Raw genomic sequence first — 14962 nt, 5'->3', positions numbered from 1 at the left:
ATGGCCCCCTTAGATTTCCAGCGCTTTAGGCTGCTGCGCTTCATGCGGATGCTCGGCTTCGGCGTAAACCTTCAGCTTCTTGATCATCGCATAGCCCAGCGGGCCCTTCGGCAACATGCCCTTCACAGCTTTTTCCAGGGCGCGGCCCGGGAAACGTTGCTGCATCTTACCGAACGTCGTTTCGTAAATGCCGCCCGGGTAACCCGAGTGACGATAGTACTTCTTGTCGGTTTCTTTGGTACCCGTGACACGCAGCTTGCCTGCGTTGACGATGATGATGTAATCACCCGTGTCGACGTGCGGAGTAAATTCCGGCTTGTGCTTGCCGCGCAGTCGGCGTGCCACTTCGCTGGCAACACGGCCGAGGACTTTGTCCGTCGCGTCAATCACGTACCAGTCGCGCTTAACCTCTGCAGGCTTTGCGGAAAAGGTCTTCATGATTTTTCCTGAGACTTGTAGAACCTGCCCGAAACATTGACTTTACGTCGTCGGCCGACCCTTAGGATCTGACCTTCCTGCTTGTATGTGCAGGCTCTCCCTGAATTCCTTCCCGCGGGCATGACGGAAAAGCCTACGAGTATACTGCGGACTGAGGCCTGAGCACAAGGAAAGTTGGGGGAGAACGCCAAGATGGTGCCGCACCGTATGCTGCTCGCCATCCAGAATGGCAGTAAGCAGCACAAAAGAAACCCATGAAGCACTTTTCAGCAGGATGCGCATCGGGTCTGGCAGGCGCAGAATAAAAAAAACCCAAGCTATTGAGCTTGGGTTTGAATCCACCAAAGGAGGAGGGTGGAGGAGACACCGGGAGATCGACGGGGCTGGATCGCGGTGCGGGCCGGCGAATGTGGCTGAAACCATCCGATTCGCTTTCGCACTCTGCGCCGTGTTGTGCGCCGTCGTTCAATGATGCAAATTATACATGAGCGCTCTCCCAGCGCAAGGAAATTTGCAGTGCGAAATGCCATTCCGTATTATGAAAACATACGACGAAGCACAAGAATGCTTTTTATACAATAAAATCAATAACTTAAGAATGCGCCGCGCTGTCACGGCACTGCCATCTTAGAAGAAAACTTCAGTTTTCGGGAAAAATGCCGAGTTACGGCGCTTCTAGCCAGGTGGCCTATACTCAAAAAGCAAGCTTTGAAATCGCGTGTTCATGATCGAATACGCACTCACTAGAACGCAGGATCGAACAAAATGGAATGCAAAGTAACTTGGATGGGCACCGACGGCATGAGCTTCGTGGCCGAGACGGGCAGTGGCCATATCGTGGCGATGGACGGTGCGCCCGAGGGCGGCGGCCACAACCTGGCCCCGCGTCCGATGGAAATGGTCCTGCTGGGCACCGGCGGCTGCACCGCCTATGACGTGGTGCTGATCCTGAAGAAGAGCCGGCAGGATGTGCGCGGCTGCAGCGTGAAGCTGCAAGCGGAGCGCGCCAGCGAAGATCCGAAGGTTTTCACCAAGATCAACTTCCATTTCAAGGTGAGCGGGCGCAACCTGAACCCCGGCGCGGTCGAGCGCGCCATCCACCTGTCGCACGACAAGTATTGCTCGGCCTCGATCATGCTGGCCAAGACGGCGGAAATCACGCACACGATGGAAATTGTAGAGGTGTAGGCGCCTGGCGCCTGACCAGCCCCGGGGGGAGCCGGCGGTGGCGCGCCCAGTTGGGATGGGTGCGCGTCACGCTAAAGAATCAGAAGCAAAGCAGGCCGATAAGCCGGATTCTGTGCGCGCCGGCTTCCTTGCGGTTACCGGCACGTGACAATCATTCCTCTAGGCCGATCGTTACCGACCGGCTCAAGCTCCCTACCCGCAGGCTCAGCGGGCCGCCTCAATGCCTGCCTATTTGGGATTGCTCCAGGTGGAGGTTACCGCGTTTCACCCTTCCCATCGGGCGAACCCGATGGCAAGACTCGTCTCTGTGGCCCTATTCCGCACGTTGCCGTGGATGGCTATTAGCCAACACCCTGCCCTATGGAGTCCGGACTTTCCTCCCCTTGCACCACGAGGGTGCAAGCAGCGATTGTCTGGCCTGCTTTGCGGCCCGCAGTCTAACACCGTTTGGCCACGAACCGGCCACCCTCATGCGGCCTGCGCGCGGCGCCCGCGACGAAACACCGTGGTATCCGCATAGTAGGCCGGATCGCGATTGGCTTCGCACCAGCCGGGAATGCCCAGCACCGGTAACGGCGCAAAGCGGCCGCTGTGCAGCTCGGCCGCTTCGAGCGAGGCGCACACGGAATCGTCGAGCGAGCCGGGGAGCGCGGCGCCTGCAGCCGGCGGGACGGCCAGCGGCCATGCATGCGCGGTCAGGGCCTTATAGGGCCGCACCAGCTTCTCCAGCAAGGCGTGGCCGAAGGGCACCACGCCGCAGCGGGCGGTGCTGTCACGGCTGCCGGCATGCTCGCTACCGTCCCAGACACTCCGCCGCGCAACGAACAGCTGCTCCCAGCCAAAACCGCGCAAAACAGACTCCAGGCCACTGTCGGCACTCAGGAACAGGATGGCGTTCTCGTCGAACAAGGTCGCGGCATCGCGCAGGCTGCCACGGCTGCCCTGCACGCCCGCCACCGCGATGGCGCGGGCCTGCAGCCGGTTCAGCACGCGTTTGGAACGGGGAAAATGCAGCCAGATGAGCGCATTGAAGAAATCGTGCAGGTTGTCGCGCGTCGGCACGGCGCCGGTGGCGTAAATATGTGCCTCGTAGGCCGTGCCGGCCGGCAGTTCGGCTTGCGCAACGAAACGCAGCGGCGCGCCGCGGGCATTGCGCAGCGCGCGCTGCGCAGCCACTTCGCTGAGCACGGCGCGCAGGTCGGCACCGCCTCGCAGCGCGCTGTCCAGCGCCGAGCCGATGGTGGCAAACGGCCGGAACCATGGCTGCGCCCAGTCGATCTGCGCCACCGCCGCAGCCAGCGCCAGCCGGACCTGGCTCTGTGCTTGCACTTCCACTTCGCCAGCGCGGCTTAGCGGGCCTTCCAGTGCAGCGTCTCGCCGCCGCGCAGCGGCACCAGCGTGGTGTCGCCATATGGCAGTTCGGCCGGCAGCTCCCACGCCTCGCGGACCAGGGTGAGCGTGCCGCTATTGCGCGGCAGGCTGTAGAACGCCGGGCCGTTGAAGCTGGCGAAGGCTTCCAGTTTGTCCAGCGCACCGGCGGCTTCGAAGGCCTCGGCGTAGAGCTCCATGGCGTGCAGCCCGGTATAGCAGCCGGCGCAGCCGCAGGCATGTTCCTTCAGCCCGCGCGCGTGCGGCGCGCTGTCTGTGCCGAGGAAGAAGCGCTCGCTGCCGGACACGGCCGCGGCCACCAGGGCTTCGCGGTGGGTCTCGCGTTTGAGCACCGGCAGGCAGTAATAGTGCGGGCGAATGCCGCCGGTGAAGATGGCGTTGCGGTTGTACAGCAGGTGATGCGCAGTGATGGTTGCGGCGACGGGGCCTTGCGCGTCGCGCACGTACTCGGCCGCATCCTTGGTGGTGATGTGCTCGAACACCACCTTGAGCGCAGGGAAGTCGCGGCGCAGCGGCGTCATGACCTTGTCGATGAAGACGGCTTCGCGGTCGAAGATGTCGATCGCCGGATCGGTCACTTCGCCGTGCACCAGCAACGGCAGGCCCACGCGCTGCATGGCTTCCAGCGCTGCCGCGCAGTGACGCAGGTCGGTCACGCCGGCATCGCTGTTGGTGGTGGCGCCGGCCGGATAGAGCTTGACCCCGTGCACGAAGCCGCTGGCCTTGGCAGCGACGATTTCCTCGGCGGTGGTCTTGTCGGTCAGGTACAGCGTCATCAGCGGCTCGAACGCCATGCCCGCCGGCAGCGCGGCCAGGATGCGGCCGCGGTAGGCCGCGGCCTGCGCCACCGTGGTCACGGGCGGCTTCAGGTTGGGCATGATGATGGCGCGGGCGAACTGGCGGGCGGTATCCGGCAGGACGGCGGCCAGGGCCGTGCCGTCACGCAGGTGCAGGTGCCAGTCGTCCGGGCGGGTAATGGTGAGAGTCTGGGTCATGGCTTTCGGGGGCCGGCCGGCAGTCGCGGCTGGCGCTTGTCAGGGATTACAGGATCAGGATGGCGCGGTAGTCATTCACATTGGTCCGCGTGGGGCCCGTCACCACGAGGTCGCCGGCGGCGTCGAACAAGCCCCAGGCATCATGCGCGTCAAGCCGCGCGCGCGCCGATGCGCCGGCAGCCTGCGCACGCGCGAGCGTGGACGGGTCCAGCGACGCGCCGGCATTATCCTCGGAGCCGTCGATGCCGTCGGTGTCCGCCGCGATGGCGTACACATTATCAACGCCATCCAGCTCCAGGGCGAGCGACAGCAGGAACTCCGAGCAACGCCCGCCACGGGGCTTCCCAGCCGCCGCGCCATTGCCCTGCGGCAACGTGACGGTGCATTCGCCACCGGAAATCAGCACCACGGGCACCGCGAATGGCGCATTGTACGCGCGTATCTCACGCACCAGCGCTGCGTAGACCCGGGCAACTTCCTGCGCCTCGCCGGTCACCGTGTCGCCCAGCACCACCGGCTGGATGCCGCGCGCGCGAAAGTGATCCGCTGCCGCCATCAGGCTGCCGTGGGCGGTAGCGATCACACGATTCTCAACCCGCGCGAACAGCGGATCGCCAGGCTTGGGCGTTTCCGCCACTTCGCCGCGCGCACCGCGCTCCAGGTACGCCTGCACCACCGGCGGGACCACCGCACCGTAGCGGCGCAGGACTGCCAGGGCATCAGCGTAGGTACTGGCGTCTGGCACGGTGGGACCGGAAGCGATGGCGCTGGGGTCGTCCCCGGCCACGTCAGACACGATCAGCGTGGTCACCGGCGCGCGGCAGGCCCGGGCGAGGTGCCCGCCCTGGATGCGCGACAGGTGCTTGCGCACGATATTCATATCCGTGATGGGAGCGCCGCAGCGCAGCAGCTCCTGCGTGGTGGCCTTGAGGTCCGCCATGCCGATGCCCTCGGCCGGCAGCGACAGCAGGCTGGAGCCGCCGCCGGACACCAGCACGATCAGCCTGTCGTCCGGCCCCAGCTCGCCAGCCCGCGCCAGGATCTCGGCGGCGGCGCGCTCGCCGGCCTCGTCCGGCACCGGGTGGCCGGCCTCTATCACGCGCACGTGTTCGGTCGGCAGGCCGTGGGCGTAGCGCGTCACCACCAGGCCGTCGAGCTGCACCGCGCTGTTCTGGCTGGCATACGCGCGCTCCACGGCCAGCGCCATCGATGCCGCGGCCTTGCCGGCGCCTACCACCAGGGTACGCCCGCCAGCCTGGGGCGACGGCAGGTGGTCCGCCACGATGCGCAGCGGATCCGCTGCCGCCACCGCGGCATGGAAGCTATCGAGCAGCAGGGCGCGCGCGTCGGCCGCGGTGGCCGGCAAAGGTTGGGCAGCCGTACTCACAGCGCTTGCGCGATGGCCTGGCCCAGGTCCGCCGTGCCGGCCTTGCCTCCAATGTCGCGGGTCAGCGGGGCATGCTCCGGCCCGGCCGACAGCACCTTCTCGATGGCACCCAGCACGGCCGCGCCGGCTTCCGGCTGACCCAGATGCTCCAGCATCATGGCGCCGCACCAGATCTGGCCGATCGGGTTGGCCACGCCGCGCCCGGCGATGTCCGGCGCGGAGCCGTGCACGGGCTCGAACAAGCTGGGGAAGGTGCGGTCCGGGTTGATATTGCCCGAGGGCGCGATGCCGATGGTGCCGGTGCAGGCCGGCCCCAGGTCGGACAGGATGTCGCCAAACAGGTTGCTGGCGACCACCACGTCGAACCAGTCCGGATGCTGGACGAAGTGCGCGGTGAGGATGTCGATGTGGTACTTGTCGACCTTCACGCCGGGGTAGTGGGTAGCCATGGCCTCCACCCGCTCGTCCCAGTACGGCATGGTGATGGAGATGCCGTTGGACTTGGTGGCCGAGGTCAGATGCCTGGCCGGACGCTTTTGCGCCAGCTCGAAGGCGAACTTGAGGATGCGGTCCACGCCCGTGCGCGTCATCACCGTTTCCTGGATCACAACCTCCCGGTCGGTGCCGGGGAACATGCGCCCGCCGATGCTCGAGTACTCGCCCTCGGTGTTCTCGCGCACTACGTAGAAATCGATGTCACCCGGTTTGCGCGCATGGCCGTCGCGGTCCACCAGCGGGCTGCGGATACCGGGCATCAGCCGCACCGGGCGCAGGTTGACGTATTGGTCGAAGGAGCGCCGGAACTGCAGCAGCGAGCCCCACAGCGAGATATGGTCGGGCACGGCGTCCGGCCAGCCCACCGCGCCGAAGTAGATGGCGTCGTACTTGACCAGGGTGTCGAACCAGTCGTCCGGCAGCATCTTGCCGTGGCGGGCGTAGTAGTCGCAGCTGGAGAAGTCGAAGTGATCGAACTGCATGTCGATGCCGAACCGGCGCGCGGCGGCGTCCATCACGCGCAGGCCCTCGGGCATCACTTCGGTGCCGATGCCATCGCCGGGGATGACTGCGATCTTGTATTTGCTCATGTCTCGAGGGCCCGCTGAACGGTATTGAAATCGGGGAAAAACGCGCTGCGCTTGGCAGATAACCCGGGCAGGCCGGATAATGGAACATTCTATTGCAATCCGGCAGCCTGCTGCCGGTCCGGTGCCCGCCATGTGCCAGCTGCTCGGCATGAACTGCGCCACGCCGACCGACGTGACGTTCTCCTTTACCGGCTTCGCCGCCCGCGGCGGCGTCACGGATCACCATGCCGATGGCTTTGGCGTGGCGTTCTTCGAGGACAAGGCCTGCCGCCTGTTCATCGACAACCAGTCCGCCGGCACCTCGCCCGTGGCTGAGCTGGTCAAGCGCTACCCGATCAAGTCCAAGAACGTCATCTCCCATATCCGCAAGGCGACCCAGGGCACGGTGCGGCTGGAAAACTGCCATCCCTTCATGCGCGAGCTGTGGGGGCGGCACTGGATCTTCGCCCACAACGGCGACCTGAAGGACTTCTCGCCTTTCCTGTCGGGGGTCTACCAGCCGGTCGGCGACACCGATAGTGAACTCGCCTTCTGCACGCTGATGCAGGGGCTGCGCAAGCGCTTCCCAGGCTCGCAGCCGCCGCTCAACGAGCTGTGCCACGCGCTGGCGGACATCACGCGCGAGATCACGCAGCACGGCGTGTTCAACTACCTGCTGTCCAATGGACAGGCGTTGTTCTCCCACTGCTCCACGCGCCTGTACTACATCGTGCGCCAGTGGCCCTTCTCCACCGCCCACCTGATCGATGCCGACCTGTCGATCGACTTCGCCCAGGTCACCACGCCCGACGACCGCGTGGCGGTGATCGCCACGGCGCCACTGACCGACAACGAAACCTGGACCGCCTTCGCGCCCGGCGAGCTGATGATGTTCGAGGAAGGCCGCTCGGTGATGACGCTGACGGTGCCGATCCCGCCGGAAGTCCAGGCCAAGAACGCGGCCAACAGCGCCTGCACCTGAGAGGCCATTTCAAAGAGATTCTGGCATCGTTGCGCGGCCTTGCCATACCCCTTGTACTGTCTGCGGCAGCGCCACGCGCCAAACAAAAAGGGACGCCGAGGCGTCCCTTTTTGCATCCTGCCGCCCATCGGGGCGGCGGCCCGCATCAGTGATGCAGGATCTTCGACAGGAACTGCTTGGCCCGCTCGGAGCGCGCGTCGATATTGCCGAAGAACTCTTCCTTGGCGCAGTCCTCGACGATCTTGCCCTGGTCCATGAAGATCACGCGGTTGGCGACCTTGCGCGCGAAACCCATTTCGTGGGTCACGCACATCATGGTCATGCCTTCCTGCGCCAGCTGCACCATCACGTCCAGCACTTCGTTGACCATCTCCGGGTCCAGCGCGGAGGTCGGCTCGTCGAACAGCATGCAGATCGGATCCATCGACAGCGCGCGGGCAATTGCCACGCGCTGCTGCTGGCCGCCCGACAGCTGGCCCGGGAACTTGGCCGCCTGGGCTTTGAGGCCCACGCGGTCCAGGTACTTCAGGCCCTTCGCCATGGCTTCTTCCTTCGAGCGGCCGAGCACCTTCGTCTGGGCGATGGTCAGGTTCTCGGTGATCGACAGGTGGGGGAACAGTTCGAAGTTCTGGAACACCATGCCCACGCGCGAACGCAGCTTGGGCAGGTTGGTCTTGGGCGAGCCCACCGAGGTGCCGTCCACCGTGATGTCGCCCTTCTGGAAGGGCTCCAGCGCGTTAACGGTCTTGATCAGCGTCGACTTGCCCGAACCCGAGGGGCCGCACACCACCACGACTTCGCCCTTGGCGACCTTGGTGGTGCAATCGGTCAGCACCTGGAAGGCGCCGTACCACTTGGAGACGTTATTGATTTCAATCATACGGCCACCTTTTTCTGGTAACGCTTGACCAGCAGCGATGCGGAGAAACAGATAATGAAATACACCAGCCCGGCGAACAGCAGCATCTCCACGATGCGGCCATCACGCTCGCCGATACCGTAGGCCTGGCCAAAGAAGTCCGCCAGCGCGCTCACGTAGACCAGCGACGTATCCTGGAACAGGATGATGCCTTGCGTGAGCAGCAGCGGCACCATGTTGCGGAAGGCCTGCGGCAGGATCACCAGCCGCATCGACTGCCCGTAGGTCATGCCCATGGCCTGCGCGGCGAACATCTGCCCGCGCGACACGCTCTGGATACCCGCGCGGATGATCTCGGAATAGTACGCCGCCTCGAACAAGGCAAAGGCAATCAGCGCCGAGGTCATGCGCAGGTCGGATGCCTGCGACAGGTTGAAGGCCTTTTGCAGCAGCTGCGGGATGATCAGGAAGAACCACAACAACACCATCACCAGCGGAATCGACCGGAAGATGGTGACGTAGCCCTGCGCGAACCAGTTCAGCGGCTTGACGGAGGACAGCCGCATCATCGCCAGGATGGTGCCCCAGACGATGCCGACCACCACCGCGGTAACGGTGATCTTGAGCGAGACCAGCATCCCCTCGCCCAGCACGTCCAGCGTGGTCGCGTTGATCGAGCTGAAATCGAATGTATATGCCATGACGTGTCCTCTTACTTGCCGCCGATGAAGCCGGGCACGCGGGTGCGGCCTTCGACCCAGCGCATGAGCAGCATGACCACGATATTGATCAGCGCGTACATGATGGTCACCGCGATGAAGGACTCATACGGGCGCGCCGTGTAGTCCACCAGTTGGCGCCCCTGCGCCGCCAGCTCCAGCAGCCCGATGGTCGACGCCACAGCGGAGTTCTTGAAGATGTTCAGGAACTCCGAGGTCAGCGGCGGCACGATGACGCGGAACGACATCGGCAATAGCACATAACGGTAAGTCTGGGCCAGCGTGAAACCCATCGCCAGGCCGGCGTTGCGCTGGCCGGGCGGCAGCGAGTTGATCCCTGAGCGCACCTGCTCGCAGACCCGGGCCGCCGTAAAGGTACCCAGGCACAGCATGGCCGCCAGGAACTGCTGGGCAAACGGGTTCATCTGCTTGAACGACTCGCCGCCGGGCAACAGCTCGGGCATGACGAAATACCAGATGAACAACTGCACCAGCAGCGGAATATTACGGAAGATCTCGACGTAGGTCGCGGCCAGGCCGGACAGCCACTTGTTGGGCACCGTGCGCAGCACGCCGAGCACGGAGCCGATGACGAGGGCGATGATCCACGACGAGAGCCCGAGTGCAATGGTGACCTTCAGGCCGGAAATCATCCAGTCCAGGTAGGTCTCGTTCTGGGCCGCTTGTTCGAGGAATACACCCCAATGCCAGCTGTAGTTCATGATGTGTCCTCAAAAAGAAACGGAAGGACATGCCTTCCGTTTCACACAACCGGAATCCCAGTATCAGTCGAGTGCCTTGTCGTTCGGCGTCTTGAACAGTGCCTTCATGTCTTCCGACAGCGGGAAGTCCAGGTTCAGGCCCTTGGGCGGGACCGGCTGCTGGAACCACTTGGTGTACAGCGTGTTGATCGAGCCATCCTTCATCATGCCCGTGATCACGGTGTCCGACAGCTTCTTGAACTGTGCATCGTCCTTGCGGATCATGCAGCCATAGGACTCGCGCGATTGCGGCTTGCCCACCACGATCCAGTCGGCCGGGTTCTTGGCCTTGGCGCGTTCGCCGAACAGCAATGCGTCGTCCATCATGAAGGCGACGGCGCGGCCCGATTCCAGCGTCAGGAACGACTGGCCATGGTCCTTGGTGCTGATGATGTTCATGCCCAGCTTCTGGTCATCGTTCATCTTGCGCAGCAGGCGTTCCGAGGTGGTGCCGGCGGTCGTCACCACGTTCTTGCCCTTGAGGTCGGCCCAGTCCTTGATGCCGCCATCCTTCTTCACCATGATGCGGGTGCCGATGATGAAGATGCTGGTGGTAAACGATGCTTGTTTCTGGCGCTCGAGGTTGTTGGTGGTCGAGCCGCACTCGATGTCGATGGTGCCGTTCTGCAGCAGGGTGATGCGGTTCTGCGAGGTGATCGGGATTTCCTTGACCTGCAGGTTCGGCAGCTTCAGCTGGTCCTTGATCGCTTCCACGATCTTGACATTGATATCGTAGGAATAACCGACCTGGCGCACGCCGCCGAGGTTGTAGTTGAACGGAATCGACGACTCACGAACGCCAAGCGTAATCACACCGGTGTCTTTGATCTTCTGCAGCGTGCCCGTCAGTTGCTCGGCAGCTTGCGCGGTACCGCACAGCACGCCAGCAGCAATCATCAGGGAAGCCAACTTGGCAACATTCATAACATCTCCTTGACCATGAAGAGAAAGGCGGGACTCTAACAAAAAACCACCCGCCGACGAAATAGTATTGCGCAGGCAAGCACTCAAGACAACGGGTTTTTCCCCTAACAGCGCCATCCAAGGCATGGTTTGCAAGGCAAGCGAGACATGTCGCCATTGCCGTAAAGCCGTTGCGCCAGCGCATCGGGCCGGCCTTGAGCCAAGGCCTCGCCAGCACGGGAGCCCCCTGGCGCGTGGGGGCAGCGAGCGCATACGACAACGCGGCTGCCGGGAAGCCCGGCAGCCGCGTTACCAATCCTGGATAGACCTGTTGCGCCGCAGCATCGCCAGATGGCGACGCTGCGGCGCCAAGCCGCGTCAGGCATCAGGGATAGAGACCGCGCATTTCGCGCGCCTGCAGAATCCGCGTGCACGCCACGATGAAGGCGGCCGTGCGCAAGGTAACCTTGTTGTCCTGAGCGACCTGCCAGATCGCCCGGAATGCCTCTTGCATGATTCGTACCAGGCGCTGGTTGATTTCCTCTTCGGTCCAGAAGAAGCTGGAAAAGTCCTGTACCCATTCGAAATAGGAGACCGTAACGCCGCCAGCATTGGCGATGACGTCGGGCGCCACCAGGATATTGCGCTCGCGCAGGATGTCGTCGGCCTCGGGCGTGGTCGGGCCATTCGCACCTTCGATGACCATGCGTGCCTTGATGTGGGGCGCGTTCTGGGCTGTGATCTGGCCTTCCAGCGCGGCCGGGATCAGGATTTCGCAGTCCACGTGCCAGAATTGCTCGGCGGAGATGGTCTCGCCCTGGAAGCCCTCGATGGTGCCGCTGTGCGAGGCATATTCCATCATGGCGGGCACATCCAGGCCGGCCGGGTTGTACAGCGCGGTGCGGTGGTCCTGCACCGCCACCACCTTGGCGCCAGCCTCATGGAACAGCTTGGCGGCCACGGCGCCGACATTGCCGAAGCCCTGCACGGCAATGCGTGCGCCCTTGATCTCAAGGCCGAGGTTGCGCGCCGCCTCGGAACCCACCACGAACACGCCGCGGCCGGTTGCCTCGCGGCGACCCAGCGAGCCGCCCAGCGAGATCGGCTTGCCGGTCACCACACCGGTGGCGGTGCTGCCGGAGTTCATCGAGTAGGTGTCCATCATCCATGCCATCACCTGTTCATTGGTGTTGACGTCGGGCGCCGGGATGTCCTTGTTGGGCCCGATGATGAAGTTGATTTCGCTGGTATAGCGGCGCGTGACGCGCTCCAGCTCCGAGCGCGAGAGCGTGCGCGGATCGACGCGGATACCGCCCTTGGCGCCGCCGTACGGCACGTTGACCGCGGCGTTCTTGACCGACATCCAGGCCGACAGGGCCATCACTTCCGACAAGGTCACGTCCTGGTGGAAGCGCACGCCGCCCTTGCCCGGGCCGCGCGACATGTTGTGCTGCACGCGGTAGCCTTCGAAGTGGGCAATGGTGCCGTTATCCATCTCGATCGGCACGTCCACCACCAGCGCACGCTTGGGGCGCTTCAGGGTCTCGACCCAGCGGGCCAGCGAGCCCAGGTAAGGCGTGACACGATCGACCTGCTGCAGGTAGATGCCCCAGGGCCCGAGCGCATCGGCGTTCAGGTAGGAAGGCAAGGTGTGGTTCTTGACGGCAGGATTGGACGGCGCTGCGGAAGACATCGTTTGGTTCCGGTGTGAAGGTGCCGCCAGCTTAGGGGAGGCGGCCCCGCCGAAGCCAATGCCGTTTGATTATCCCGTTATGCATGCTTTGCATAACCTTTGACCAAGGCCCCGTGCCGCCCCATGCCGGCCTTCCCGGCTATGTGGCGGTGTGCCCGGCGCGCCAGTTGCGCGCCTTCAAGGTTTCGGCAGTGCGGGCAAGGCCTGCGCTGCCAGCGAAGACCACACGCGTTCCACCAGCTGGCGCTTGTTGCGAACCTGCGCGCTGCGCCGCTCGTTGACGTGTTCGCCCGGCTTCTCCCGGTAAAGCCGGATTTCCATGTCGATCGACAACGCCGCGCCACGCGCGGCCTCCGCGCGCACCAGCCGGTGCTGGAGCAGTTCCTCGCGCACCGCGCTCTCCGGCAGGAAGGCCATGCCATGCCCGGACAGCGCCATCACCTTGAGCGCCTCGGCCATATCGGTCTCGTAGCATTTGTCGAGCTTGAGCGCGTCGGTGGTCTCCGACAGCAGCATGTCGACCATGCGGCCAAGGAAGGCATTGGGCGTATAGCTGAGGAAGGGCACCGGCTTCTTGTCCGTGCCCGGCAGCCGGTACAGAGGCTTGCCGGTGGCGTCCGGCACGCTGTATGGCGACAGCCGTTCGGTGCCCAGCACCATCATGTCGTAGTGCGCGGGATCAAGCTGGATAGCTTGGCGCGCATGGTGGTAGACCATCACCAGGTCGCAGCCGCCATCGACCAGCGCCAGCACGGCGTCATGCACGTTGAGCGCACGCAGCCGGCACGGCAGCGTGCCGATCTCGCGCTCCACTGCCTTGAGCCATTCGGGGAAGAACGTCAGCGACAGCGTGTGCGGCACCGCGAACTCCAGCACCTGGGCATTGGCCGAACGCTGCCCCCGCATCAGCGCGCGGGTCTCGCTGACCTGCGCCAGCATGGCCAGGGCCTGCTCGTAGAACACCTTGCCCGCTGGTGTCAGGCTGGTGGGATAGCTGGAGCGGTCGATCAGCTCCGTGCCCACCCAGGACTCCAGCGACTGGATCCGGCGCGAGAACGCGGGCTGCGTTACATGACGCTGCTCGGCCGAGCGCGAGAAGCTGTGCGTCTCGGCCAGGCTGACGAAGTCTTCAAGCCACTTGATTTCCATGAGGCGGCATTATCCACCGGCTTCCCGCGGTTTCGCCACCGCCAGGAATAATATTCTATATTTTCAATTTTTATTGGAATACGATTACACTCACGTCCGGATTTGCACGACAAGACGCACGTGCTTGCTCCGGGACGGACGCTATGATGGTCGCAAACCAACAAGGAGCCCGTCATGGCCACCCAGCAAGCCGCCGTTACCGATGTTGCCAGCCACGCACGCAGCACCGGCGTCCTTGGCACCCTCGACACGGCCGACGGCCAGCCGGATCTCTTTGCCCCGCTGTCCGACGGCATGTCGTGCGCCTTTGCCGCCAGCGCGCGCATGGTGGCGCAAGGCATCGAAGCCAGCCTGCCGGACGCCGCCACGCTGCTGGCGCTGCTGCCGGAATCGCTGCGCGAAGGCTCGGCTGAGGGCTATGTGCGTCATCTGGTACATGCCGATCCGCTGGCGCGCTTCTCCGCCATGCTGATCGTCTGGCGGCCGGGGCAGCACAGCCCGGTGCACGGACACCTGACCTGGTGCGCCTACCGGGTGCTGCGCGGCACGCTGCATGAGCGCCACTACCGCTGGGACGCGCAAGCGCGCCAGGCGCATCCGTGCGGCGAGATCACGCGCACGGTGGGCGATACCTTCAGCGTGCCGGCCGGGCTGCGCCATATCCATGCGCTTGGCAACGACAGCGACGCGGTGGCCGTGTCGCTGCATATTTATGGGGTGGACCAGGAACACATCTGCAGCGGTGTGAACCTGCTGGTGGACGCGGCCTGAGTCTTGCGGGCGGCGCTCGGCCAGGCACCCGGACGACGCTGCGCGCCAACAGGATTTGCCATGGACCGATACGACCGCCAGATACTTGCCGCTCTCCAGGAAGACGCCACCGTGCCGGTGGCCGAGCTGGGCGAGCGGGTGGGCCTCACCTCCACGCCGTGCTGGCGGCGCGTGCAGAAGCTTGAGGAAAGCGGCGTGATACGCAAGCGGGTGGCGCTGCTGGACCCCGCGCTGCTGAATGTGGGCGTGACGGTATTCGTCTCGGTCCGCACCAGCCAGCACAGCGTCAAATGGCTCAAGACCTTTCATGACCTGGTCGCCTCGATCCCCGAGGTGACTGAGTTCTATCGCATGGCCGGGGACACCGATTACCTGCTGCGCGTGGTGGTGCCGGATATTGCCGCGTATGACCGCGTGTACAAGAAGCTGATCCAAGGCGCTGAGCTGGCTGATGTCAGTTCCAGTTTTGCCATGGAGCAGATCAAGTACACGACTGCTTTGCCTCTGGATTATGCGTGATTGGGGTTGGTCGCTGTTTCCTTGAGCGGCGATGGCATCTTGCGCTCAAGAGCCATCGCCGCCAAAACGGGGCCTGTCAGAGATTTTGTGTTTAGGGCATAACATGTCACCAAGGAGCATGTATGCCACGCAAGACCAAGACGAG

At 64.0% G+C, this 14962-nt stretch carries 15 protein-coding genes and 1 other RNA gene; 4 read left to right on the top strand and 12 right to left on the bottom strand.

All coding sequences use genetic code 11. The annotated features are described in order from the left end of the window. Positions 1–9 precede the first annotated feature (9 nt). Complete coding sequence (gene rplM / locus AC1RWI_RS30740) at positions 10–438, bottom strand: 50S ribosomal protein L13 (protein ID WP_006156415.1); 429 nt, start codon at positions 436–438, stop codon at positions 10–12. 765 nt (positions 439–1203) lie between these two features. On the opposite strand from rplM, the gene AC1RWI_RS30735 reads away from it, so the two are divergent. Further along, a complete protein-coding gene (locus AC1RWI_RS30735) occupies positions 1204–1626 on the top strand; it encodes an OsmC family protein (RefSeq protein WP_043343658.1) in 423 nt (140 codons plus the stop codon). A gap of 83 nt (positions 1627–1709) precedes the next feature. Here AC1RWI_RS30735 and rnpB read toward each other — a convergent pair. From rnpB to AC1RWI_RS30710, 5 genes are all read right to left on the bottom strand, one after another. Then, an RNA gene (rnpB, locus tag AC1RWI_RS30730) (RNase P RNA component class A) lies at positions 1710–2051 on the bottom strand. Between the two features lie 43 nt (positions 2052–2094). Continuing rightward, complete coding sequence (locus tag AC1RWI_RS30725) at positions 2095–2955, bottom strand: DUF3025 domain-containing protein (protein ID WP_492870199.1); 861 nt, start codon at positions 2953–2955, stop codon at positions 2095–2097. Between the two features lie 20 nt (positions 2956–2975). Then, positions 2976–4010 (bottom strand): dihydroorotase, encoded by a 1035-nt coding sequence (gene pyrC / locus AC1RWI_RS30720; RefSeq protein WP_492870198.1) that lies wholly within the window; start codon positions 4008–4010, stop codon positions 2976–2978. 46 nt (positions 4011–4056) lie between these two features. Next, positions 4057–5397, bottom strand: a complete 1341-nt coding sequence (locus tag AC1RWI_RS30715) for a glycerate kinase type-2 family protein (RefSeq protein ID WP_492870196.1) — start codon at positions 5395–5397, stop codon at positions 4057–4059. Beyond that, positions 5394–6482, bottom strand: coding sequence for a tartrate dehydrogenase (locus AC1RWI_RS30710; RefSeq protein ID WP_043343651.1), 1089 nt, complete (start codon positions 6480–6482; stop codon positions 5394–5396). Before AC1RWI_RS30710 ends, AC1RWI_RS30715 begins: the two co-directional genes overlap by 4 nt. 130 nt (positions 6483–6612) lie before the next feature. Here AC1RWI_RS30710 and AC1RWI_RS30705 point away from each other — a divergent pair, with 130 nt between their 5' ends. Continuing rightward, the gene (locus AC1RWI_RS30705) at positions 6613–7443 is read left to right on the top strand and encodes a class II glutamine amidotransferase (protein WP_043343649.1); all 831 of its coding nucleotides are present in this window, start codon (positions 6613–6615) and stop codon (positions 7441–7443) included. A gap of 145 nt (positions 7444–7588) precedes the next feature. Here the strand turns inward: AC1RWI_RS30705 and AC1RWI_RS30700 are convergent, their stop codons facing one another. The 6 genes from AC1RWI_RS30700 to AC1RWI_RS30675 all read right to left on the bottom strand — a co-directional run bounded on the left by AC1RWI_RS30700 (position 7589) and on the right by AC1RWI_RS30675 (position 13527). Continuing rightward, positions 7589–8323, bottom strand: coding sequence for an amino acid ABC transporter ATP-binding protein (locus tag AC1RWI_RS30700; RefSeq protein WP_043343647.1), 735 nt, complete (start codon positions 8321–8323; stop codon positions 7589–7591). Then, positions 8320–9003 carry a glutamate/aspartate ABC transporter permease GltK gene (gene gltK, locus AC1RWI_RS30695; protein WP_441640554.1) on the bottom strand — a complete coding sequence of 228 codons (684 nt, stop codon included), beginning with the start codon at positions 9001–9003 and terminating at the stop codon, positions 8320–8322. The genes AC1RWI_RS30700 and gltK overlap by 4 nt, the downstream gene beginning before the upstream one ends. Positions 9004–9014: 11 nt before the next feature. Further along, positions 9015–9743 (bottom strand): amino acid ABC transporter permease, encoded by a 729-nt coding sequence (locus tag AC1RWI_RS30690; protein WP_043343644.1) that lies wholly within the window; start codon positions 9741–9743, stop codon positions 9015–9017. Between the two features lie 63 nt (positions 9744–9806). After that, on the bottom strand, positions 9807–10706 hold the full coding sequence (locus AC1RWI_RS30685; protein WP_043343641.1) for a glutamate/aspartate ABC transporter substrate-binding protein: 900 nt from the start codon (positions 10704–10706) through the stop codon (positions 9807–9809). A gap of 364 nt (positions 10707–11070) precedes the next feature. Then, positions 11071–12378 carry a Glu/Leu/Phe/Val family dehydrogenase gene (locus tag AC1RWI_RS30680; protein WP_492870194.1) on the bottom strand — a complete coding sequence of 436 codons (1308 nt, stop codon included), beginning with the start codon at positions 12376–12378 and terminating at the stop codon, positions 11071–11073. 177 nt (positions 12379–12555) lie between these two features. Further along, positions 12556–13527, bottom strand: coding sequence for a LysR family transcriptional regulator (locus tag AC1RWI_RS30675; RefSeq protein WP_492870193.1), 972 nt, complete (start codon positions 13525–13527; stop codon positions 12556–12558). Positions 13528–13701: 174 nt separating this feature from the next. Between AC1RWI_RS30675 and AC1RWI_RS30670 the strand changes: the two genes are divergently transcribed. After that, the gene (locus tag AC1RWI_RS30670; RefSeq protein WP_492870192.1) at positions 13702–14298 is read left to right on the top strand and encodes a cysteine dioxygenase family protein; all 597 of its coding nucleotides are present in this window, start codon (positions 13702–13704) and stop codon (positions 14296–14298) included. 60 nt (positions 14299–14358) lie between these two features. Further along, on the top strand, positions 14359–14817 hold the full coding sequence (locus tag AC1RWI_RS30665; RefSeq protein WP_043343633.1) for an Lrp/AsnC family transcriptional regulator: 459 nt from the start codon (positions 14359–14361) through the stop codon (positions 14815–14817). The last annotated feature ends 145 nt before the right edge of the window (positions 14818–14962 follow it).

The sequence above is a fragment of the Cupriavidus sp. MPR-AND1C genome, assembly GCF_058809705.1.
This window is presented reverse-complemented; position numbering and strand designations above follow the sequence as displayed.

Excerpts from the sequence above, each read along its gene's own strand:
- AC1RWI_RS30665 (WP_043343633.1), top strand. The coding sequence starts at position 14,359 with ATGGACCGATACGACCGCCAGATACTTGCCGCTCTCCAGGAAGACGCC.
- AC1RWI_RS30670 (WP_492870192.1), top strand. The coding sequence starts at position 13,702 with ATGGCCACCCAGCAAGCCGCCGTTACCGATGTTGCCAGCCACGCACGC.
- AC1RWI_RS30680 (WP_492870194.1), bottom strand. The coding sequence starts at position 12,378 with ATGTCTTCCGCAGCGCCGTCCAATCCTGCCGTCAAGAACCACACCTTG.
- gltK (WP_441640554.1), bottom strand. The coding sequence starts at position 9,003 with ATGGCATATACATTCGATTTCAGCTCGATCAACGCGACCACGCTGGAC.
- rplM (WP_006156415.1), bottom strand. The coding sequence starts at position 438 with ATGAAGACCTTTTCCGCAAAGCCTGCAGAGGTTAAGCGCGACTGGTAC.
- AC1RWI_RS30705 (WP_043343649.1), top strand. The coding sequence starts at position 6,613 with ATGTGCCAGCTGCTCGGCATGAACTGCGCCACGCCGACCGACGTGACG.
- AC1RWI_RS30690 (WP_043343644.1), bottom strand. The coding sequence starts at position 9,743 with ATGAACTACAGCTGGCATTGGGGTGTATTCCTCGAACAAGCGGCCCAG.
- AC1RWI_RS30700 (WP_043343647.1), bottom strand. The coding sequence starts at position 8,323 with ATGATTGAAATCAATAACGTCTCCAAGTGGTACGGCGCCTTCCAGGTG.
- pyrC (WP_492870198.1), bottom strand. The coding sequence starts at position 4,010 with ATGACCCAGACTCTCACCATTACCCGCCCGGACGACTGGCACCTGCAC.
- AC1RWI_RS30685 (WP_043343641.1), bottom strand. The coding sequence starts at position 10,706 with ATGAATGTTGCCAAGTTGGCTTCCCTGATGATTGCTGCTGGCGTGCTG.
- AC1RWI_RS30710 (WP_043343651.1), bottom strand. The coding sequence starts at position 6,482 with ATGAGCAAATACAAGATCGCAGTCATCCCCGGCGATGGCATCGGCACC.
- AC1RWI_RS30675 (WP_492870193.1), bottom strand. The coding sequence starts at position 13,527 with ATGGAAATCAAGTGGCTTGAAGACTTCGTCAGCCTGGCCGAGACGCAC.
- AC1RWI_RS30735 (WP_043343658.1), top strand. The coding sequence starts at position 1,204 with ATGGAATGCAAAGTAACTTGGATGGGCACCGACGGCATGAGCTTCGTG.